Raw genomic sequence first — 21,059 nt, forward strand, 5'->3', positions numbered from 1 at the left:
AGAGGCCGGTCGCCAGGCCGATGCCACGGGACATGAACAGAGTGCGGCCGGCGAGGCTTATCCGGTGTGCCGCCGGCGGGCGAAGCCGAGGCTTCCGAGCGCCTGGATTGCGTCGCGGGCTTCCGTCGTCAGAGAGCTGAGCGCCAGGCTCGCCAGAACCTGCTTGGCCGCCCGTTCGCCTGATGAGGCCGCGTCGGCGAGTGAGGGCATGTCGAGCTGGTAGTCGCCGGCAAGGTAGACGGGGCCGAGGTGTTCGCGCAGCGTCGGTAGTGAGGCGCGTCCGCCGGGCGCCCAGAACGGCACGACGCGGTGGTGGCGCCGGACGATCCCCTCGCCGAGTTTCCCCTCGAGTTCGGGGTAGAGCGAGAGGAGGTCCGCGGTGAACCGGGTGACGATCTCCTCGTCGGTGAGCTTGAAGAGGTCGTCGGCCACGGCGCCGCCGGCGAAGCAGGCGAGCGCGCCGCCCGGTTTGCGTGGGCCGGGGCCGCGCAGGGCGGCGGCGTGGTTGAACATCGCCTGGAACGACAGCTGGGGCGTCGACACGGCGATGTAGTCGTCCCACTGCTGAGGGCCTTCCTCGCTGGTGAAGAAGCCCACCACCACGTACCGGCCGTAATGGATGTCGTCGAACGCCGTCCGGTACTCGGCCGGGAGGCCGGGCAGGATCTTGATCGCGACATCGCTGGGAACGGCCACGATCGCGCGGCGGGCTCGGATACGCGCCGGTCCGTTCTCGTCGTGGTAGTCCACGACGACGCCGTCTTCGGTTCGCTTCACCGATTTCACCGGGGAGTTCAGCCGCAGCCGATCGCCGAGGTCGTCGGCCAGGATGTCGGTGAGGGTCTGGTTTCCTCCTGCCGGCAGGGAGAAGTTGGGCACCTTCGCCGGGTCGGTCAGGAGAATGCCCATCGAGATGACGAACTGGGTCGCGGCGGTCTCCTCGGGTTCGCAGCCCATCCATTGCCCGGACCACGACCGGACCATGTCCCGCGCGACCTTTGACTTGACCCCTCGGAGCACGTACGACGCGGAGAGGGCATCGAGTTTCGCCCGGAGGCGCTTCGCGAGGCGGTTGTTCGACTGCAGGAACGGTGCCGCCGCGAGGATGCGGGCGCCGACGGCCGCGAGCGCGACTCGGTCGCGCAAGGTCATGCGGGAGCGGAACATCAGGGCGAACGGATTCGAGGTGTCGACCTGCTTTCCGTGGAGCGCGAGGGCCACCTTCTTGCCGGCCAGTGTCCCCATGTGGACCCGGTGGCGTTCGAGGGCTTCGATCAGCGGGCCGGTCCCTTCGGTGAACTGGGTGCCGAGGTTGATCCAGTAGCCGCCCTGGCGGACCGACTCCACGCGTCCTCCGGCTCGGCTGCCGGCTTCGAGTACGACGATGTCCTGATCGGACAGTGTGGTCGCCGCCATCAAGCCCGCGATACCGGCGCCGACCACGACGACTTCCGCCGTGTGCTCGTGGAGGGATTCGGTCATGATGTGCTCCGTTCACGTGTCGACGTCAGCGCCGAGGAAATGGCCCGTACCAGCCGTCTCGTGGCCCTTCTGCTGCTTGGGCTGACAGCGGTGAAGGCGATGTAGCCGTGCACGAGTTCGGGTTCGTGGATCACCTCCGCCGGTACGCCGCTTTCCGCCAGCGCGGCCGCGTAAGCGAGTCCGTCGTCGCGGAGCGGGTCGAATCCGGCGACCGTCACGATGGCCCGGGGGAGACCTGCCAGGTCTCCGGCGAGCAAAGGGGAAACCCGGGGGTCGAGATGGTCGGTCCCGTCGGGGAGGTAATGGTTCATGAACCACGCGATCTGCTTCGCCGACAACGCGGGGGACCCCGCGAACTCGTGCTGCGAGGGCCGTCGTTCCGAGATGTCGGTGACCGGCTGGATGAGCACCTGCATCATCGGCTGGACAGGAAGGCCGCGAAGCTGCTGGCAGAGCACGGCGGCGATATTGCCTCCGGCGCTTTCACCAGCGACGACGATCCGGTGCGGGTCGGCTCCCCACTCGGCGGCGTGGTCGACGGCGTACCGCCACGCGGCGAGCGCGTCGTCGTGCGCCGCCGGGAACGAGTGCTCGGGTGCGAGCCGGTACTCGACGGACAGGACTTCAGCGCCCGTTCCCTGGGCGAGCATCCGCGCCGGGGCGGCGTAACTCTCGCGGCTCCCCAGCACGAATCCGCCGCCGTGGAAGAAAAGGATCAACCCGCGGTCCGGGATTCCGCAGCTGTAGCGGGTCGCCCGCAGCCCGTCGCCGAGATCCACGTCCTGCTCGACGGGACAAGGTGCGATCCGGTCGGCGAACAGTGCCGCGTCACGTTCGGTGACCTCCCGGGCGGCGGCCACCGGCAGGTCGCTGTAGTCGCCACCGGCTTCCGTGAGCTTGATCAGGAGGGCGACGTCGGGCGCCATCCGATCGCCGGCGCTGTTGACCGGAGGGCGTGCCAGCAGTTTGAGGAGCGGGGGAGGAGTGCGGCTCAGAGCGATGACGAAGGCCCGCTGGAGACGCCGGCGTGCCCCGGTCATGAGTCGGCCGTCGCGCCCGTGAGGTCGGCGGCGGGTGCCCGGACGGCGAACCGGATGTTCCGGTCGATGAGCCGCCCTTTGAAGAGCCGGTTGTCCTTGACGAAGGTCGTGTGCATCTGCCACGGCAGTTCGGTGCCCTGGCGGGGAAGTTCGGGTTTGGCCCTTTGCATGTAGCCCGCGGTGAGGTCGAGGAGGTCCGTGGTGGCGAGTCCGTCCGGGACGACCGGGACCGCGATGTCGTACCCGTTGGCGTCCATGCGGCGGAGCACGTCGCCGACCAGGCGGCACACGTTGCTCAGGCGGAGCGTCCAGGACGCCTTCGTGTAACCGAGCATCATGGCCCAGTTCGGGATGCCGGAGATGAGGGCGCCGCGGTAGAGGAGGGTGTCGGACATCTTCACCAGGTGACCGTCCACTGTGGGCTGGATACCGCCCAGCATCTGCATGACGAGGCCGGTCGCGGTGACGATGAGGTCGGCCTCCAGTTCCTGGCCCGACTCCAGCAGGATGCCGTCCTCGGTGAAGCGGTCGATCCGGTCGGTGACAACGTCGGCGCTGCCACCGCGGAGTGCCTTGAAGAACTCTCCGTCCGGGGTGACGCAGAGACGCTCGTCCCACGGCTCGTACGGCGGGTTGAAATGCGTGTCCACATCGATGTGCGGCGGAAGCTCCTTGAGTGTCCACTTGCGAAGCGCTTTCCGCCCGAAGTCGGGGAATTTGCGCAGGGTGGAGACGAGCAGGAAGTCGATCCAGATGTTCTTCAGCCGTGTGGCCGCGTAGCCGCGCTTGGCCCCGAGCAGCTTGGTGAGCTTGACGGCGATGTTGTCGAACCGCGGCTGGGAGGCGATGTAGCTGGGAGTGCGCTGGAGCATCGTCACGTGTGCCGCGGCGCCCTCTCCGCTCAGCATGGCCGGGAGCATGGTCACGGCCGTCGCGCCACTTCCGATGATCACGACGCGTTTGCCGCGGTGGTCGTAGTCGTCGGGCCAATGCTGCGGATGCAGGATGTCGCCCCGGAAGTCGTCACGACCCTCGAAGTGGGGCGTGAACCCCTCGTCGTATCGGTAGTAGCCGGTCGCGCTGAAGACGAAGCCGGTCTTGATCGTCTTCGTGCGTTCAGTGCCGGCGTCGTCGGTCACGGTCACCTGGAGCGTCCACTGCGCCTCGGCGCTCGACCAGTCGGCGGAGGTCACCCGGTGCCGGAGCCGAAGGACGTTGTCGAGGCCGAACTCGCTCACCGTCTCGGCGAGATATTCGCGGATCAGCGGCGCTTCGGCGATCGCGCTCCGATGCCGCCATGGCTTGAACTCGTAGGCGTAGGTGTGCAGGTCGGAATCGGACCGGACGCCCGGATAGCGGAACAGGTCCCAGGTACCGCCGATCGAGTCGCGAGATTCCAGCAGGATGACCTTCTTGCCGGGGAAGTCGTTCCTCAGGTGCTGAGCCGCGCCGATACCGGAGATGCCGGCGCCGATGACGACGATGTCGGCGGCCTCCGTCGCGTCTGCGTCGTTCATGCTGCACTTCCTTCTCGGTTGGCGGGGACGACGCCGGTCCCGCGGGCGCGGGTGGCGACGATGGGTTCGGCGAGGATTTCCGCTCCGCCCGTGCCGTCGACGGACCGGGCGATGACGCGCAGCTCGAAGTCGATCGTCCGGCTCCTGGTGCCTTTCGCCGCGAGCCGTGCCTCGACCTCGATGACGTCGCCGCCGCGCACCGGCGCCAGGAATTCCACGGACGAGTAGCCCGCGAAGAGGCCCTCGTGGCCGTCCGTGACGATCGCGAGATGAGTTCCGGCGTCGCCGAACAGCGCCAGGCCGTACGCGCCGTCGACGAGATTTCCGGCGTAGTGAGCATCGGAGTAGGCGACGTAGCGCTGGTGGATGACGTGCATCAGAACTCCTAGTAGGTCATCCGATTAAGTCAGGTGATCGAGTGTGTGACAACTTCGAGTCCTCGTCAAGGGCTGGTTCTGGCGCTCCCTCGAATGGGGCTGTTGACAAACGCGCGGCAGGGCGCTCATCATCTTCGTCAATTGATCGAGTCATTTGACTAACTCTGGCTCGATCCTCGCCAAGATCGAAAGGGCCGCTGATGGCCGAGATCATGACGTTCCCCGAGGCGCCCGTGAGGGAGGGCTCGATCTTTCCCGTCACCATCGAAGACGACGCGAGTCCGGTCGTCCGGCTGATCGGACGCACGTTGCGTGACTCCTCGCGGATCGGTCACGCACAGGAGGTCTTGGGCCGGTCCGCCGGTACCGTGGCGGTGCGCTCCCACGACACGCCGCAGGCCGCGACGATTTCCTTCGACGGCAAGGCGATCACGGTGACCGGTGGAGTCGTGGGCGAGCCCGACGCGACGGTGGCCGTCGATCTGCTGGCGCGCTTCGCCACGGTGGGGGAGCCCGCCGGCGACGTCGTCCTGGCCTCCGGAGTCCTGCGCGTGTTGACGCCGCCGCTGCCGCACTGGCGCGAGGCCGCCCGGAATTTCTGGGCGGTGACAAGGAAAATCCCCGGCATTCCCGACGTGTTGATCGTCGACGCGGATGGCCCCGGCGGCCCGGAGCGGCACCGGTTCGGCGATGGGCCGACCGAGTACCTGATCGCGGGACCGCCCGACGTGCTCGCCGGTGTCCTCAGTGGAGCGGACGACTTCGCCGCTTCCTTGGCGGCCGGCCTTCAGGTCAAAGGCACGCTGTCGCAACTGTCGGTCATGACGGCCGCTTCCTGGAGGGTTCGTTTCGATGTCTGATCTCAAGGACCGCGCCGTGCGCCTCGAAGCGACGAACCACGAGGGAAGCTTTCTGGGCAAGACCGTGTCGAGCACGAAGTTCGCGTCAGGCAGGAACAGCGGCTTCGCTTTCGCCGACCTCCTGTTCGCGATCGACCTCGGCAACGAGATCGTCCTCGGAGACGCCTTCCCGGACTGGCGCGGCAACCTCTACGACATCCAGATGATCCCTGACATGTCGACCCTCGTCGAATGGAAGCCGGGTCTGGACTCGGTCATCGGCGACTACTGGCTGAAGGACGGCACACCCGTGCCGATCTGCCCGCGGAACCTCGTGCGGAAGCTGGTGGCCCGGCTCGCCGTTCTCGGGTACACCGCGACCGTCGCCGTGGAGATCGAAGCGACCCTGTTCGAGGAATCCGTTCAGGAGGCGCGAAAACGCGGGTACCGGGACCTGACGCCCTTGGGCGGCGGCACGGGAGCCACGTATCACTTGGCGAGGTCCAAGGACTGGGTCGACTACATGGAAGCGGTCGTCGACCGCCTCGATCGGCTCGGCATCGCGTGGGAGGCCTGGACCGACGAGGCCGCCGCCGGGCAGACGGAGCTGAACCTGCCGCCGGCGGACCCGATCACGCTGGCCGACTCCTGGGCACGGACCCGACAGGTCATGCGTGAGGTCGCGTTCGAGCGGGACCACACGGTGACCTTCATGGCCAAACCGACGGCGGGCTATGGCCAAGGGGCCCACATCAACCTGTCACTGCAAAGCGACGGAGTGAACCGGTTCTTCGCCGAGGACGGGCCGTCCCCGCTGATGCGGCACGCGGTCGGCGGGCTGCTGGCCACGATGGCGGGAAACACCTCGCTCGCGTTGCCGCAGATCACGTCCTACCGGCGACTGGTCGACTTCACCGGACCGCCCACCGTCATCAGCTGGGGCGAAAACAACAAAACGGCCGCGGTGCGCGCCATCACCGGCCACTCAAAGTATTCGCGGCTCGAGTACCGGCTTCCCGGCGCCGACGTGAACCCCTATCTCGCGCTCGCCGGAGTGCTCGCCGGGGTGCTGGCGGGCATCGAGCGGGAGATCGAACCGCCGGAGCAGGTCACGGACATGGCCTGGTGCCTGCCCGACAGCGCAGGCGTGCCCCGGATCCCCGACACGATGTCGAAGGCGGGCGCGGCCCTGGACGCCGACCCGCTTCTTCGCGAGTACCTCGGTGACGAGTTCGTGGACTTCTGGGTCGCGTCGCGGCGCTGGGAGTGGATGGAGTTCCACACCAAAGGCGGCGATCCGTTCGCCGAACTCTCCCAGTGGGAGTCCACCCGCTACTTCGAGTTCCCGTGAGGGCGCGTCCGCTGATCGGCATCACCGGCAGGCGGTTCCGGCTGGAGCTGTTCAAGGGAGCCGACGAGCGATACGGAGACCGTTGCCTCGACGGCTACATGTCGGACTTCGCGAGCCGGATCGCGCAGGCCGGTGGGCTTCCGGTGCATCTCTCCTACGACACCGACGCGAAGGCCATCAGCCAGTGGCTGTCCGGTGTCGTGATCACCGGCGGTCAGGACATCCATCCAGCGTATTGGGGCGGGGACACGACGGTGGTCCGCGACATCGATCCGCGGATGGACCCGATGGTCCACGACGCGGTCCGCGACGAGTACGAGATCACGCTCGTCCGTGCTGCTCTGGAGCAGGGGATTCCAGTGCTCGGTGTGTGCCGCGGCATGCAGGTGCTCAACGTCGCTCTCGGCGGCACCCTCGTCGCCGACCTGCCGGCCGGGTCCGTGAGCCATCTGTCGGCGGAGGCCGCGCCGACCGACGGCACCGCCGATCATCTCGTGTCCTTCGAAAAAGGCTCGATCGCCGCCGGCCTGTTCGGCGAGCACGCGATGACCAACTCGTGGCACCACCAGGCCGTCGACCGCTGCGGCACCGGCCTGGTCGTGACCGGACGGACGAGCGATGGCGTGGTCGAAGCGGTCGAGCTCCCGGGCGCACCGGTGCTCGGCGTCCAGTGGCACCCGGAGTGGATGAAGAGCGAGGACCCGGCGATGACGTGGATCGTCCAGGCCGCGGCGAAGAGGCGAAGGAGCATGCCATGACCGCGAAAGTGGCGCCCGGACAGGCGGGCGACGACCCCGCCACCCCGACCCTGACGGAACTGCTGTCGCAACGCGCGAAGGACTCGCCGGATCGGGAATTCCTGCGTTACGGGGAATGGTCGTGGAGCTTCGCCGAGATCGACGACTGGACCTCCAGGCTGGCGCACCGGCTGATCGAGGTCGACGGTGTCCGGCCGGGCGAGCGTGTCGCGATCATGCTGCCGAACGTCGTGCACTGGCCTGTCGTCTGGCTCGCCACGCTGAAAGCGGGTGCGGTCGGCGTACCGATCAACAGCTCGTACCAAAGGGCCGACCTCGCCTTCGTCCTGCGGGACTCCGGCGCACGCGTCGTGTTCACCGACGCCGACCGCGCGGATCTGATCGCCGATGTCGTCGCCGGTGAGGGCGTCCGCGTCGTCGACGTCGCCGACGACGGGTCGGAGAAGTTTCCGGCGACGCCTCCAGCCGCACCGATCGAAGGCGGGGCGCTGGCGAACCTGCAGTACACGTCGGGAACGACCGGTTTCCCCAAGGCGTGCATGCTCACCCACGACTACTGGGTCCGGCTGGGCTGGATCTGCGCCTCGGTGACCGGACTGGGGCCTGACGACGTTCTCCTGACGGCGCAACCGTTTTCCTACATGGATCCACAGTGGAACACCGCGCTGGCGCTCACGGTCGGTGCTCCGCTGGTCGTGCTGCCACGGTTCTCGGCGTCGACCTTCATGGCGGACGTCCGGCGGCATCGGGCGACCTTCTTCTACGTCCTCGGGTCCATGCCGACGTTGCTGTCCAAGCAACCGCCGACCCCCGAAGACCGCGACAACGACCTCCGCCTCGTCTTCTGCTCGGGAATTCCGGCCGGACTCCACGCCCGGCTGGAGGAACGATGGGGCGCTCCGTGGCGCGAGGTCTACGGAATGACCGAGTCCGGGATCGACCTGTTCAGTCCCTTCGACGACTCCGACGCCGTGGGAAGCGGCAGTCTGGGGCGGCCGGTACCGACGAAACAGATCCGCGTCGTCGATCCCGACGGTTCCGAGGTGCCCGACGGTGAAGCCGGTGAGCTGGTCATCGCGGGCAGGCCGATGATGGACGGTTACTGGAACCGCCCTGAAGACACCGCCCGGGTGCTGCGGGACGGCTGGCTCCACACCGGCGATGTCGTCGTCCGCCGCCCGGGCGACGGAATCCGGTTGGTCGGCCGGATCAAGGACATGGTGCGGCGTGGCGGCGAGAACGTCGCGAGCGTCGAAGTCGAAGCCGCCCTGGAGCGTGACGACCGGGTGGTCTCGGCAGCCGTCGTCGCCGAACCCGACGAGACCCTCGGCGAGGAGGTCAAGGCGTTCGTCCAACTGGCGGCAGGCGTCCCCGCCGAACTGGCGACGGCCGAGCGGATCGTCGAGCGGGCAGGCAAGGAACTCGCGCGGTTCAAGCTGCCGCGCTATGTCGAGTTCGTCGCAGATTTTCCTCGCACACCGTCTGAACGCATTGCCAAAACGGCACTCAAGGCCCGGGCCGCGGCCGATCGCGGCGTGACGTACGACCTCGGCGCACGACGGGGATTCCTCGGCATCGAAGTCGTCCACGACGTAGCGGTGCTGACCCTCCGGCGCCCCGAGAAGCTCAACGCCATGGACGTCGCCACCCGGCGGCGGCTGGCGTCCGTCATCCGCGAGTTCGGTACCGGCGAGACCGTGCGCGGGATCGTGCTCACCGGTGAGGGCCGGGCTTTCTCCGCGGGAGAGGATCTCGACAGCGTGCCGTCGACGGAAGCCGGGATGCGTGAGGCGTTCGCGAGTTTCCACGACATCACCAGGGCGATCCTGGAGACGCGGATCCCTGTGGTCGCGGCCGTCAACGGCATTGCGGTCGGCGGAGCCTCGGAGATCACCCTGTGCTGCGACACCCGCATCGGTACTCCGAAAACTGTTTACTACCAACCGGAAAACGGCCGGGGCATCACGATCTCGAACGCGTCCAGCGTGCTGCTGAGGCGGCTCATCGGAAACCACGCCATGCGTGTGGTGCTCGGCTCCCCTCGTATCCGGGCCGACGAAGCCCTCCGGATCGGCCTGCTCGACGAGATCGTGGAGCCCGGTGCCCTGATCGGCCGTGCCATCGACACCGTCGTCGAGTGGACGCCGGAGGGCAACACGACGGCCTTGCATCTCGCGCTCCTGCGCCCGACGGCAGAGGACGTCGAAGCGGCCTTCGCCCGGGAAGACCTCGCCGCCGCCCAGGCGTGGGAGAGCGGAGTTCTGGCCGCGGGCATCCAGGCCTTTCTGTCCACAAGGGACACCGAAAAGGAGACCTCGACATGATCGACACCCAGGCCGCGGTGCTGACCGCCGTCGGCGAACCGCTCGCGCTGACCGTCATCCGGGTGGACGACCCGGAACCGCACGAGGTGCGGGTCGCGGTCACCAACGTGGGGCTGTGCCACAGCGACCTGCACTACATGACCGGAACGGTGCCGACCGAGCTGCCGGTCGTGGTCGGCCACGAGGTGGCCGGTGTGGTCGAGGCGGTCGGCTCGCAGGTGTCCGGGCTGCGCCCCGGGGACCGCGTGGTCGGCGCGCTGACCCCCTCCTGCGGCCGCTGCACGAACTGTGAGGCGGGGCGGTCGACCCAATGTCGGAGGCTGGGGGAGATCCGCCGCCGCCCCCGGCCCGCGTTCCAGACCACGGACGGCGAGCCGATCGAGCGGCTCGGCGACATCGGGGCGTTCTCCCGGCATGTCCTCATGCGCGAGAACTCGCTGGTACGGCTTCCCGACGACGTGCCACTGCACGTCGGCTGCCTCCTGGCCTGCTGTGTCATCACCGGTGTCGGCGCGGTCTTCCGCGGCGCCAAGGTGCGACCGGGCAGCACGGTCGCGGTCATCGGGTGCGGCGGCGTCGGATCGGCCATCGTCCAAGGCGCGAGGCTCGCCGGCGCCTCGGCCATCGTCGCGATCGACCTGGACGACGACCGGCTCAAGGCCGCGCGCGGCTACGGCGCCACCCACGTCGTCAACGGCGGGGACGAAGACCTGGTCGCGGAGGTTCACCGCCTGCTCGGTGACGGAGTGGACTACGCCTTCGAAGCGGTCGGCTCGGCCCGCACCGCCGCGACGGCCCTCGCCCTGGTGCGCCCGACGGGGACCGCGTGCCTGGTCGGGATCGCACCCGGGGGCACCGAACTCAACGTCCCGGCATCGGACTTCTTCTTCGAGGAGAAGCGGCTCATCGGCTCCTACATGGGGTCGGGTCAAGCGCGGCAGGACATCCTCCAGCTCGCCCGCCTGTACCAGCAGGGACGTCTGCTGCTCGACGAGATGGTCACGCGCGTCGTCCCCTTCGGCGAGATCAACGAAGGCTTCGAGGCGATGAAGTCCGGCGACGTCACCCGCATCGTCGTCGATCTCCAGTCCTGACCGACCGAAGGAAACGTGAAGATGAGCAACGAGATTCCCCGGCCGGTGAACTACATCGCCGACACCTGGAGCGAAGCCGAGACGGTGCCCGACGCGTGGAACGTCGACCCCAACACGCGCGAACCCGTCCACCGTTCTGTCACGACGGCCCAGGACGACGTCGAGCGGGCGCTACGGCACGCGGAGCGCGTGTACGACATCGGCCGCTGGGACGACGACGCTCGGCGTGAGCGTGCCGCGATGCTCGAACGCGTGGCGGACATCGTCGAGACCCGGGCCGAGGACATCGCCCGCACGGACTCGCTGACCAGCGGCACGCCGATCAGCGTAACTCGCAAGGTCGCCGCCTTCCTGCCCATGAGGATCTGGGCGTCGGCGGCGGATCTGGTGAACATCCCACGCGTCACCGCGCTGGCCGCGGGCGGCCGCGACGTCCGCCTCCACAAAGTGCCGTGGGGGCCCGCCGCGATCCTCACACCGTGGAACGGCCCGAGTTTCATCCCGGCGGCCAAGATCGCCGGCGCCGTGGCCGCGGGGTGTCCCGTCATCCTCAAACCTTCGGAGCACGCGCCGGGCAGCGCACAGATCATCGTCGAATGCTTCGTCGAGGCGGGCCTGCCCAGCGGCGCGCTGCAGCTCGTGCACGGCGCCGGCGACGTCGGCGCCCGGCTGACCACCGACCCCCGCGTCAAGATCGTCTCGTTCACCGGCGGGCCCGCCGCCGGGCGCGCCATCGCACGGGCAGCTGCGGAAGACTTCAAGGTCCTGCAGCTGGAGCTCGGCGGGAACAATCCGGTGCTCGTGCTGGACGACGCCGACCTCGACGTCACAGCGGACGGCATCCTCGACGGCATGACCAAACTCAATGGTCAATGGTGCGAAGGACCGGGCAAGATCCTCGCTCACCGCAGCCTGATCGCCCCTCTCCTCGAAGCACTGACCGAGCGGATCTCCAAGCTCGTCGTCGGTCACTCCCTCGATGAGGACGCCGAAATCGGCCCGATCTCCAACGCCCCGCATTTCCGGACCCTCCAGAGCAGGATCGACGGGTTGCGCGACCTGGGGGCGAGCATTCGGCAGCCCGCCCGCCTGCCCGAGCTCGACGGCTACTTCCTGTCTCCGACCGTGGCCGTCGGCGCGGATCCCGCTCAGGCCACCGCCGAGCTGTTCGGCCCGGTCGTCTCGCTGCACGCCGTGGACTCCGGTGAACAGGCGCTGCGCATCGCCAACGCCCATCCGTCAGGGCTCGACGCGTACGTGTTCGGCGCCGATACGGACCGGGCGATCGACGTCGGCTCCCGCATCCTGGCCGGCGAAGTGCGCGTCAACGGCGCCAAGGTCGCCGACCTCGGTGACGACTCGGCACAGAGCTTCTGGGGCCCGGCAGGCATCGGCGGCCACGGCCCGGCGGAATCGGTGCGCGTCTTCTGCGGCGACCGGGTCGTCGGTGTCGATTCGCCCGACTTACCGCTGTGACGTCATCGCCCGACGGGGGTGGCTCCGAGCCGGGCCGCGAGCCAGCTGTCGAGGACCGACGTGGCGATTTCCATCTGCCCCAGCGCGGCGGTCCGATCCCCGTAGGTCAACCAGTTCGCGGCGAAGCCGTCGGCCAAGGTGGCGAGGACGAAGGCGATCTCGTCGATGACCTCCGGTGCGATCGGATGGTCCGACTCGGCGTCGCGAAGTGCGGCGCGCACCGTTTCGAGAGCCTTGTCGTACACCGCGATGCCGCGGTCTCCGTGCTGGCGCCGTGCCCAGCTGATGAGTTCCACCGTCGCCGCGGTGAAGCTGGCCGACTCGAGGTAGCACTCCATGACTCCGCGCAGGAGCCGTCGAGCCGTCTCTCGCACGTCACCGGGGGAGTCGTCGCCCTCGAGCGCGTCGCGGTACCGGCCCGCCACGAACTCGTAGACGTCGGCGAAGAGGTCCTCTTTGGAGTCGTAGCAGTAGTGCAGCATCGCCAGATTCGCTTGCGCCTGCTCGGCGATGCGCCGGGTCGTCGCGCCCTCGATGCCGTAGGTGGCGATGACCTCCACCGCGGCCTTGATGAAGTCGCTGCGCCGCTGGGCGGCGGAGATCCGTGGCACGAAGTCCTCCCGGTGCACGTAGTTGGACGCTTGATTAAGTCACGGCCAGCTTAGCAGCGAGACTTCTTGGACAAATGACTTGATCGTATGACTAAGACTGGCGTAGCCTATGAACCGGATCACAAATCCGCGCAGCTCCCCAGGGCTTCGGCCGCCGGCCCGAACTCCGCCTTCTGCTCAGCGGTGAAGGCACGACCTGAAGGAAACATGACATGAAGAACCTGCTCTTCATGCTGGCCGATCTCTGGATGATCTTCGCCGGCTTCTATTTCGGCTGGAAGTTCATTCGGCGCTACGGCAACTACCTGCTCGGCCTGGAATGGATGATCGTCGCCACGTCGGGCTCGAACTTCTTCCTGTGGGCCCTTCTGGGTGGAGCCGAGGACGGCTTTCTGTACAACGTCGCATACTTCTTCGACGCCTTTTCGCGATCCGTCGGCATCACCCTCATCCTCGTCATGGGCCTGATGCGCGTGACGCATCGGTACAAGCCGTCCGTCGTGGTCGATGTCGGCGTGTTCGCGCTCGCCGCCGTCGCCGGGCTTTACCTCCAGCAATTCCGCGCCGACGAGCTGCACGTCGGTCCGGCGACGTTCTACGTCGTGGTCAACGTGCTCACTACGGCGTTCCTCGCCTACTTCGTTTGGCGGCTCTGGCGTATCGGTGCCAAGAAGCAGGCCGTGAGCGCCGCGCTGGTCACCATCGCGGGATCCGTCATCGCGATCACCTACGACTTCTTCCCGCTCCCGGGCGACGATGCGCACCGAACGTTGTTCTACAGCGCCGCGCTGGCCGCCTGGGGATTCCAGATGTTCGTGTACTACTTCGCTTACCGCGCTCTTCACGACCACAACGTGACGGCAGGCGCCGGACCTGTTTCGGAACAACGAGCTGCCGCTTACGCGAGGAAAGACCGATGAAGACAGAAAACGTCGAGTACACGGCCTTCTGTGGCTGGGTTGATCCGCCCGCCGACGTCCGGCCTTCGCTGGCCGGGGACCTCACTTGTGAGGTCGCGGTCGTCGGGGGTGGTATCGGCGGCATGTCGACTGCGTTGCGGCTGGCCGAACGAGGGCAGGACGTGGTGCTGCTGGAAGCCGAGTTCTGTGGGCACGGCGCCAGTTCGCGCAACGCCGGGCAGCTCGCGGGAGCCCCAGGTGGAGACCTTCAGCTCCTCGACCTGTTGTACCGCAAGAAGATGCCCGGCATGATCCGCCTCACCGAACATGCCGCACACCACGTCGAGAGCCTCATCGAAAAGTACGGCATCGACTGCGGCTACGAACGGACGGGCAATGTCTTCGCGGCGGTCTCCCGAGGACAGATGGGCCGGGTGCGCCGCGTGACCAGGATCCTTCGGCGCGTCGGCGCCGACGTGAAACTGGGAACGAGCGAAGAACTCGGCATTCCCCGCGGCTTCCTCGGCGGAATGCGTGAAAACGTCGGGGGGATCATGAACCCCGGTCAGTTCACCGCGGGGATGCGTCGAGCGCTGCTCAATACCTCCGCGCGAGTCTTCGAGCAGACGAAGGTCACCGACGTCGGGCGTGACCGCGGCCAAGCGGTCATCACCACTCCTCGGGGTCTGGTGCGGGCGAACAAAGTGGTTCTGGCAACGAATGCGTACGCGGGGGAGTGGGATATCACGCCTCCTCGGCTCTCCGTGCCCATCTGGGTCGTCGAAGTGGAAACCGAGCCCATCGACCCCGCCCGGCTGGAGGCACTGGGATGGTCCAGCCGATCGGGGCTCGTCACCCAGCACAACATCATGGAGAACTACCGGCTGACCTCACGCAACACCATCGTCTTCGGTGTCCGGCGGCTCGAGCGGGGCAGGACGTATCCACTCCCTCAAAAGCTGCCGGACCCGGCGCTCGTCGAGGAACTTGCCGAGGCCTTCACGACGCGGTTCCCGGCTCTGTCGGACGTCGCGATCGAGCGCACCTGGGGAGGATGGATCGCGATCACTTCGTCCTGGCTGCCCATAGCCGGGCAACTGGACGATGCCACCTACTACTCGATCGCGTGCAACGGTCACGGCCTGGCGCAAGCGCCCTACGTCGGCTCCCTCATCGCTGATCTGATCGTCGACGGAGAGCGCCATGAGGACCTGGAGGAATTGTGGGTGAAGAAGCCCAAGTTCCCACGCCCGCTGATGATGGGCTCCTTGGGGCTTCGTGCGATCTGGACTGTCGACCGCTTCAACGATTTCGTGAACGGAAGCAAACGCAAGAGCGCCCGGCAGAAGGCCGGGTAAATGAGGTATGTCGTCCGTCGCGCGTAGACGCCATACGGTGCCGAGGTTCTACCTCGACGCGTTCGCGCGTGACGGCCAGATCGGGACTGTGGAACTTCCGGGTGGTCGGCGCTTCGTGCGATCCGTGAAGAACGCGGCCACCATCAAGAACTTCTACACGCTCGACACAGCCGATTCGTCGCACTCGGACGCGTTCGAGGTGGCGTTCGGCAAGTTGGAGAACTCGGTGGCGCCGATCCTTCGCAAGGTGATCGGTGATGACACGTGGCCCCTCGATCCGGAGGAGCGGCAGGCTCTCGCAGAGTTCGCGGCTGGGCAATGCTTTTCGCTGGAGGACCGTCCGGCGAATGATCGAGACACTTCCGGAAATCCTGCCTTACTTCCTCGGGTGGCCTTGGGTCCTGGTCCGCTTCACCCGCGAGACGCTGCTTAGCGATACCCCGTTGACGCTCATGCGGAACGCGAGCGGGCCGAACGAACCTACCGGGCTGGCGACGGCGTGGGGTATCACTTTCCCGCTGGCGCGCACTGCAGGAAGCCTTGGGCGAACTCGCGAAGTTCGACACCGTGGCCGCAGGTGGCCTGGATGTGCAGGAACGAGGGACTGCTCAGCTCGCCAATGCCTTCAATTCCGCGACGATCCGGCACACGCGCCGCTGGATCCTCCATCACCCTGTCGACGCGGACCTCGCCGGTGCTGACCTGCGCCGACCGCGTACGACGGAAATCACCGTGCCCGACGGAGACTTCGCCCGGATGGGAGAACTCCTGTGCCGAGCTTCGCGCAACGGTGGCTGAGCATCGTTCGATTCAGCCGAGTCCGGCGGAGGAGCTGGATGACATCGATCAGTGCACCGAGCAGCTTTGGTGGTACTTGCCAGGTTGAGTGCCAGGTGTGGCAGCGCGTCCAGAAGGTCGATGTTCGTTGCGTCGAGCCAGTGTGGCTCGGCCTTGTCGGCTTCGTCGAGTCGTTCCCGTTCGTTCTGGCGATCCTGAGCTGTGCGGTCATCGCGTCATCGTGCGGTCGGATCGACGTCAGGGCGTCGATTCGGCAAGTATTCGTTCTGTGACGTCGTTGCTTGGGCCTCGGGGCGGCACCATGTTGATGATTATCAAGTTGTCGCATGGGTATTGAGTCGTGGATCTTCTCGAATCTCGAAGAGGTCAGGGGAGACTTCGATTGATGTCAGCTGGATCAACGTCGTCCAATTGTCTGGCCAGCGAGTCGTGGGTGACCAGCGGATTCCTGCCAGTGGAACCCCATGTAGGTCGAACGTGGTGAGGTCTGCGCCCGTGAAGTTGGTCGTTGCTTGGGTAATGTTCTCGATGCCGCTTGCCAATGCCATGGTCAGTGCACGGTTAAAACCGTGTTCGCGACCGTGGTGCATATCGCTGTTCAGTGCGTCGGCGAGTTCTGGATTAGGCCTTGCCCGGGAGTGGGCTGCGGCAAGGGTTCGCTCCAGGTTGCAAAGTCGGGCAAGTTCGCCTGAGAGCTGATCTGCGAGGTCGAGCACTTCGTTCAGGGTCTTGGTGAGGATGTTATGGTTCAGAAAACCCTGGCTGAGTTGTTCGCGGCTCAGATGGCCGATATCTTCGACTGTGATCCGGTCGGCGAGCCCATTTGTGAGGCTTTGGCTGTGTTTGAGGTGGCCGGTCAGCACTAGCAGGTGGGCTCGTGTGCGCCACAGCCTCGCGCCGTGGGTGAGGGTGTTCTTGATCTGCCGGGCGGTCCTTCGTGCGCCTTCAAGTAGTTCTTCGATCTCTGTCGCAAACTCCGAGATGGGTATCTCGTGACTGAGTGATTGCGCACATTGTACTGCTTGCACGACCTTGCCGACGATTCGTTCGCTGTGGTCGATAGCTCTGTCCAAATCGTGCTTCAACGCTGCGAAGCGTACCTCTTCCAGTTCTTGGCGTGGCAACCTGATTCGAACCTCGAGGCGTCGTTGCCAGGGGCTGGCCATGAGGCGTTCGGCGTAGGCGGCGACTTCTGAAATCGTTGGTGAAATCGCCGATACTGGTTCTGGGCGTGGAACTATGGCTTCGAGGCCTGCTTCTACGTCGACTAGAGTGGCAATTGCCTTGTTGAGCCGGGTGGGCTCACCAAGATCTTTAGCGTCGTGAAGTCCCGATTCGACGTCCAATGCTCGGCCGATAGAGAGATCCAACTCGCGGATCTGCGCGCTGAGCCACTGGTTGAGACTGGTTTCGTCCTCGAAATAAGGGAAGACGGTCATCGGTCTTCCTCCTGTGCTTGAAGATGACGTATCAGCGATCGGCGAGCTTTCTTCAGGTTGGAGCGGACCGCGCTCGGCTCGATGGATATTTCGTGCGCGATTTCGGCTGGGGTGTAGCCGTAGAGGGTCCATGCCATGACTTGTCGCTGGCGAGGTGGTAACAGTTTCAGTAATCTAATGGATTCCTGTCCCTGCTCCCAGCCTTCTATGTCTGCGGTTCGAAGTAGCGGAGATGGTTCGACGGGTTCTTCGGCTGCGTTCTCGACCTCGGCGAACTTGCGAATCAGTGCACGGGAGGCGACTCGATACGTCCATGCGCGAGGGTGGTCGATCGTGCTCCAGCGCCGATAGACGTCGCTCATGGTGTCCTGGGCGATGTCTGCAGCGTCGCCCAGCCGAGCACCTTGAACGACCAGGAAACCGATTAGCCCCTTCACGGTCTCTCGGTAGAAGGCGCTGAACGCAAGATCGACTAGCTCGGTGTCTGTTCTCTCACTGGTCGCATGTGGCTCAGTGGTGGCCTTGGTGCGTTCATGATCGGGCATCGTTCTCCCCGGCCAGGTCGGAGGCCGGACGACCGATGCGAATCCGGAGTCGGCTTCCGTCGTCGCGAACATCGTCCAGTTCGACCCTGCCCTCAGCGGGTAGGCGCGCCGCCAGTACGCGCAAGGTTTCTTGCCGCCTTCGATCACGTACTGCCTGCCAGTAGAGCCGCAAGCCGATCACCGCTAGAGGGATCACGGCAGTAGTGATGCCGGACATTATCACCAACGTGGAGGGCACTTGATCTTCCACCGCCTTCTACTTGTCGAACTAGTCAGAAGCTAAGAGGGCGCAGGGCTCGCTTGCGTGAACTTGGGCCTCGAACTCTTTCGGGCTTCGTTCGGTAGCTACGGACTCGTTGCCGCGCAGCCGAGGGCGACGATGACGGTGTGGACGATTCCATAGAGGCTGTGACCAGCGCCCTGGTCGGCGACGTCGGCAGCTTCGTCGGTGAGGGGGCTGACCGGGTTCATTCGCGACCGCGTGAACGCCCGCGACGGCTTGGTCTTCTTCATGATGATCGGGAACCCGACCTACAAGAACCTCAACGTCACCCTGACCGTCGACACCGGCTCGCCGGCACCGTGCCGACCTCGCTCACGCCGACCCTGCCGGTCAAGCCCGTGACCGACCCTGATGGCGATCCGGTCAAGTACTGCTTCCGCGTCGCTACCAGCGCCGATGTCAAATCCGGCTGCCTTCCGACACCGACCTCGTGTTCGCCGCGGCGAGTCAACCGGTCTCCGTGTGGTCGCCACGTTCCGCGCGATTCCAACAGTGCCGCGGTATCCAGTTTCCGCTGGTCGCGGGTCGACTCGTCCGCCGTCCGTCTCAAGGCGGCGATCCCTCGTGCGCGTCCGTGTCCAAGCTGCAGATTGACTTAGTCATGAAAAGACTAGTAAGGTCATGACTATTAGGCTGGCCGCCATGAGCAGAGAGAATCGCCGCTCGGCCTTGGGGCTGACCGTCCTCGGCGTGCTCGCCGAGGAGCCCATGCACGCCTATCGCATCCAGGAGGTGATCAGGGAGCGCGGAAAGGACCGAGTGGTCAACATCCGCCAGCGGGCCAGCATCTACCAGACCATCGACCGGATGCAGCGGCTCGGCCTGATCGCCGTGCACAGCACCGGACGAGTGGCGGGCCGACCCGAACGCACCGTTTACGAACTCACCCCGGCCGGGCGGGAAACCACGCGCACGTGGGTCAGGGAAATGCTGTCCAGCACCGGAAACGAGTTTCCGGAGTTTCCGGTCGGACTGTCTTTCGTCATGGCACTTGCCCCCGAAGAAGCTCTCGAGCAACTCCAGCTCCGTGCGGACGCGATCGCCGCCGACCTGGCCGACATCGAGGCCGTCCGCGAGACGGCGGACGTGCCCCGGCTTTTCCTGCTGGAGGAGGAATACCGGCAGGTCACCAGAAAAGCCGAGCTGGACTGGCTGCGCTCGGTGCTCACCGACCTGCGCACCGGCCGGCTGACCTGGACCGAAGAGTGGATCCGGCAACTGGCCGCCGAATACAACCAGAAACAGAGAGAACCTCATGACCGAAACTGAAGAGCACTTTCCCGTCCTGATCTGCGGTGGCGGGCTGGTCGGCTTGGCCGGCGCGGTTTTCCTGGCACGGCAGGGCGTTCGCCCGCTTCTGGTCGACCGTCACCCCGGCGTCTCGATCCACGGCCGGGCTCGCGGGATCAACCAGCGGACGATGGAAATCTATCGCGCTTACGGGATCGACCAGCAGGTGCACGCGGCCGGCAAGCCCTTTGACGCGGAGGCTGGGGTCGCCCGCTGTGAAACGCTGGCAACTGCATGGCAGTGGCTCTACGACGCCGAAGAACCACGGGAATGGCCGGAGCTGACCGCTGGCACTTTCTGCATGGCCGACCAGAACACCGTCGAACCGATCCTGGTCGACACCGCCCGCCGGGACGGTGCCACACACCGCTTCAACACCGAGCTGACTTCCTTCGAAGCCAGCGAAAACGGTGTCATCGCGACGACGACCGATCGTACGACCGGAGAAAAGCGCACCATCCGCGCCGACTACCTGATCGCAGCGGACGGAAACCGCAGCCCGATTCGGCGAAAGCTCGGCATCAACCGGGCCGGCGAGACCACCTTCATGCACTCCATGAACATCGTTTTCCGCGCCGACCTCAGCGCCTTCCTGCCCAGAAGGGCGCTGTTCTGGATCATCACGGGCGTTGGTGGCGGCCTTGTCAGCACCGCCGACCCGCACCGCTGGCAGCTGACCGTCTCCTACGACCCGACCACAGAAGGCGTCGAGAACTTCACCGACAACCGGTGCGTTTCCCTGGTGCGCGGTGCCATCGGCAAGCTCGGCCTCGACGTCACCATCGAGGACGTGGCCGCCTGGGAGCAGGGCGTCGGCGTCGCCGAACGCTACCGGGACGGCCGCGTCTTCCTGGCCGGCGACAGCGCCCACACCTGGCCGCCGGCCGGTGCGCTGGGCGCGAACACCGGCGTGCAGGACATCCACAACCTGGCTTGGAAAATCGCCGCCGTCGCCAAGGGGTGGTCCGACCCGGCGCTGCTCGACACGTACGAAATGGAGCGGCTGCCGATCGCTCACGAGCTGGCCCCGATGATCGTCCGCCACCAGCAGGCCCGGATGAGCGGTGAGACAGCAGAGGAAATGGATCCCCAACGGCAGACCCTCGGCCAGCTCTACGGCCATGAAAAGGTCTTCGCACACGACCTGAACGCGCCGGCGACCGAAGGAGCGAGGGCACCACACCTGTGGCTGACAGTCGGCGGCCGGCGAGCCGCCGCCCAAGACCTGTTCGTCGGGGAACACGTCCTCCTCTGCGACAACCCCGCGTGGGAACAAGCAGCCGCCGAGCAACCATTCCCGATCAAGGCCGTGCGCGCCGAACACGCCGACGGGTGGAAAGCCCGCTACGGCGGCAGCGCCACCCTGGTCCGCCCAGACGGCTACATCGCCAGGCAGTACGCAGCACTGCCCGCCGATCCTGCGCAAGCCCTTCGACATGCCGCCTACTCACTGGCCTGACCGGCCCAACGACGACCGGCCGGACTCGTCGGCTATGAGCGAGCGTCAAGACAGTTCGGTGAACACCGATCCCGGCAAGAAGAGCTACGAGGGCTGGCCGCGTTTCGACAGCGCCGACT

At 66.3% G+C, this 21,059-nt stretch carries 21 protein-coding genes; 13 read left to right on the top strand and 8 right to left on the bottom strand.

All coding sequences use genetic code 11. The annotated features are described in order from the left end of the window. Positions 1–57 precede the first annotated feature (57 nt). Genes BLW75_RS39310 through BLW75_RS39325 form a run of 4 tightly spaced genes read right to left on the bottom strand, consistent with a single transcriptional unit; the run spans position 58 to position 4,416 of the window. On the bottom strand, positions 58–1,482 hold the full coding sequence (locus BLW75_RS39310; RefSeq protein WP_198935724.1) for a flavin monoamine oxidase family protein: 1,425 nt from the start codon (positions 1,480–1,482) through the stop codon (positions 58–60). Next, positions 1,479–2,522 carry an alpha/beta hydrolase gene (locus BLW75_RS39315; RefSeq protein ID WP_034311291.1) on the bottom strand — a complete coding sequence of 348 codons (1,044 nt, stop codon included), beginning with the start codon at positions 2,520–2,522 and terminating at the stop codon, positions 1,479–1,481. The genes BLW75_RS39310 and BLW75_RS39315 overlap by 4 nt, the downstream gene beginning before the upstream one ends. Beyond that, a complete protein-coding gene (locus BLW75_RS39320) occupies positions 2,519–4,039 on the bottom strand; it encodes a flavin-containing monooxygenase (RefSeq protein WP_034311293.1) in 1,521 nt (506 codons plus the stop codon). The genes BLW75_RS39315 and BLW75_RS39320 overlap by 4 nt, the downstream gene beginning before the upstream one ends. Continuing rightward, the gene (locus BLW75_RS39325) at positions 4,036–4,416 is read right to left on the bottom strand and encodes a hotdog domain-containing protein (RefSeq protein ID WP_034311295.1); all 381 of its coding nucleotides are present in this window, start codon (positions 4,414–4,416) and stop codon (positions 4,036–4,038) included. Before BLW75_RS39325 ends, BLW75_RS39320 begins: the two co-directional genes overlap by 4 nt. A 200-nt stretch (positions 4,417–4,616) precedes the next feature. Between BLW75_RS39325 and BLW75_RS39330 the strand changes: the two genes are divergently transcribed. Genes BLW75_RS39330 through BLW75_RS39355 form a run of 6 tightly spaced genes read left to right on the top strand, consistent with a single transcriptional unit; the run spans position 4,617 to position 12,258 of the window. Continuing rightward, positions 4,617–5,276 (top strand): hypothetical protein, encoded by a 660-nt coding sequence (locus tag BLW75_RS39330; RefSeq protein ID WP_034311298.1) that lies wholly within the window; start codon positions 4,617–4,619, stop codon positions 5,274–5,276. After that, positions 5,269–6,606: a glutamine synthetase family protein gene (locus BLW75_RS39335; RefSeq protein ID WP_034311301.1), complete on the top strand. Its 1,338-nt coding sequence runs from the start codon at positions 5,269–5,271 to the stop codon at positions 6,604–6,606. The genes BLW75_RS39330 and BLW75_RS39335 overlap by 8 nt, the downstream gene beginning before the upstream one ends. After that, entirely contained in the window at positions 6,603–7,364 is a 762-nt protein-coding gene (locus BLW75_RS39340) for a gamma-glutamyl-gamma-aminobutyrate hydrolase family protein (protein ID WP_034311303.1), read from the top strand. Before BLW75_RS39335 ends, BLW75_RS39340 begins: the two co-directional genes overlap by 4 nt. Next, positions 7,361–9,688, top strand: coding sequence for an AMP-binding protein (locus BLW75_RS39345; protein WP_034311304.1), 2,328 nt, complete (start codon positions 7,361–7,363; stop codon positions 9,686–9,688). Before BLW75_RS39340 ends, BLW75_RS39345 begins: the two co-directional genes overlap by 4 nt. After that, on the top strand, positions 9,685–10,782 hold the full coding sequence (locus BLW75_RS39350; protein WP_034311307.1) for a Zn-dependent alcohol dehydrogenase: 1,098 nt from the start codon (positions 9,685–9,687) through the stop codon (positions 10,780–10,782). Before BLW75_RS39345 ends, BLW75_RS39350 begins: the two co-directional genes overlap by 4 nt. Positions 10,783–10,803: 21 nt before the next feature. Then, positions 10,804–12,258, top strand: a complete 1,455-nt coding sequence (locus tag BLW75_RS39355; protein WP_034311310.1) for an aldehyde dehydrogenase family protein — start codon at positions 10,804–10,806, stop codon at positions 12,256–12,258. 2 nt (positions 12,259–12,260) lie between these two features. On the opposite strand, the gene BLW75_RS39360 is transcribed toward BLW75_RS39355, so the two are convergent. Further along, positions 12,261–12,869 carry a TetR/AcrR family transcriptional regulator gene (locus BLW75_RS39360; protein ID WP_034311586.1) on the bottom strand — a complete coding sequence of 203 codons (609 nt, stop codon included), beginning with the start codon at positions 12,867–12,869 and terminating at the stop codon, positions 12,261–12,263. 212 nt (positions 12,870–13,081) lie between these two features. Here BLW75_RS39360 and BLW75_RS39365 point away from each other — a divergent pair, with 212 nt between their 5' ends. The 5 genes from BLW75_RS39365 to BLW75_RS42580 all read left to right on the top strand — a co-directional run bounded on the left by BLW75_RS39365 (position 13,082) and on the right by BLW75_RS42580 (position 16,196). Then, positions 13,082–13,789, top strand: a complete 708-nt coding sequence (locus tag BLW75_RS39365; RefSeq protein ID WP_034311312.1) for a hypothetical protein — start codon at positions 13,082–13,084, stop codon at positions 13,787–13,789. Next, on the top strand, positions 13,786–15,126 hold the full coding sequence (locus tag BLW75_RS39370) for an NAD(P)/FAD-dependent oxidoreductase (protein WP_034311313.1): 1,341 nt from the start codon (positions 13,786–13,788) through the stop codon (positions 15,124–15,126). Before BLW75_RS39365 ends, BLW75_RS39370 begins: the two co-directional genes overlap by 4 nt. Positions 15,127–15,163: 37 nt before the next feature. After that, positions 15,164–15,559 (top strand): DUF4238 domain-containing protein, encoded by a 396-nt coding sequence (locus BLW75_RS39375; RefSeq protein ID WP_034311316.1) that lies wholly within the window; start codon positions 15,164–15,166, stop codon positions 15,557–15,559. Positions 15,560–15,666: 107 nt separating this feature from the next. After that, a complete protein-coding gene (locus tag BLW75_RS39380; RefSeq protein WP_034311319.1) occupies positions 15,667–15,924 on the top strand; it encodes a hypothetical protein in 258 nt (85 codons plus the stop codon). Positions 15,925–15,962: 38 nt separating this feature from the next. After that, entirely contained in the window at positions 15,963–16,196 is a 234-nt protein-coding gene (locus tag BLW75_RS42580) for a hypothetical protein (protein ID WP_143055425.1), read from the top strand. Between the two features lie 42 nt (positions 16,197–16,238). Here BLW75_RS42580 and BLW75_RS42585 read toward each other — a convergent pair whose 3' ends face one another. The 3 genes from BLW75_RS42585 to BLW75_RS43270 all read right to left on the bottom strand — a co-directional run bounded on the left by BLW75_RS42585 (position 16,239) and on the right by BLW75_RS43270 (position 18,421). Next, positions 16,239–17,363: a hypothetical protein gene (locus BLW75_RS42585; protein ID WP_143055426.1), complete on the bottom strand. Its 1,125-nt coding sequence runs from the start codon at positions 17,361–17,363 to the stop codon at positions 16,239–16,241. After that, complete coding sequence (locus BLW75_RS39390; protein ID WP_143055427.1) at positions 17,360–18,055, bottom strand: RNA polymerase sigma factor; 696 nt, start codon at positions 18,053–18,055, stop codon at positions 17,360–17,362. Before BLW75_RS39390 ends, BLW75_RS42585 begins: the two co-directional genes overlap by 4 nt. A gap of 198 nt (positions 18,056–18,253) precedes the next feature. Further along, positions 18,254–18,421, bottom strand: a complete 168-nt coding sequence (locus tag BLW75_RS43270; RefSeq protein ID WP_198935725.1) for a hypothetical protein — start codon at positions 18,419–18,421, stop codon at positions 18,254–18,256. 460 nt (positions 18,422–18,881) lie between these two features. On the opposite strand from BLW75_RS43270, the gene BLW75_RS39400 reads away from it, so the two are divergent. Together BLW75_RS39400 and BLW75_RS39405 are read left to right on the top strand one after the other, a co-directional pair. Beyond that, a complete protein-coding gene (locus BLW75_RS39400; RefSeq protein WP_241783558.1) occupies positions 18,882–19,460 on the top strand; it encodes a PadR family transcriptional regulator in 579 nt (192 codons plus the stop codon). Next, positions 19,447–20,940, top strand: coding sequence for an FAD-dependent monooxygenase (locus BLW75_RS39405; RefSeq protein ID WP_034311325.1), 1,494 nt, complete (start codon positions 19,447–19,449; stop codon positions 20,938–20,940). The genes BLW75_RS39400 and BLW75_RS39405 overlap by 14 nt, the downstream gene beginning before the upstream one ends. Positions 20,941–21,059 lie beyond the last annotated feature (119 nt).

Origin of the sequence: Amycolatopsis lurida (assembly GCF_900105055.1) — a bacterium.
Classification (GTDB): domain Bacteria; phylum Actinomycetota; class Actinomycetes; order Mycobacteriales; family Pseudonocardiaceae; genus Amycolatopsis; species Amycolatopsis lurida.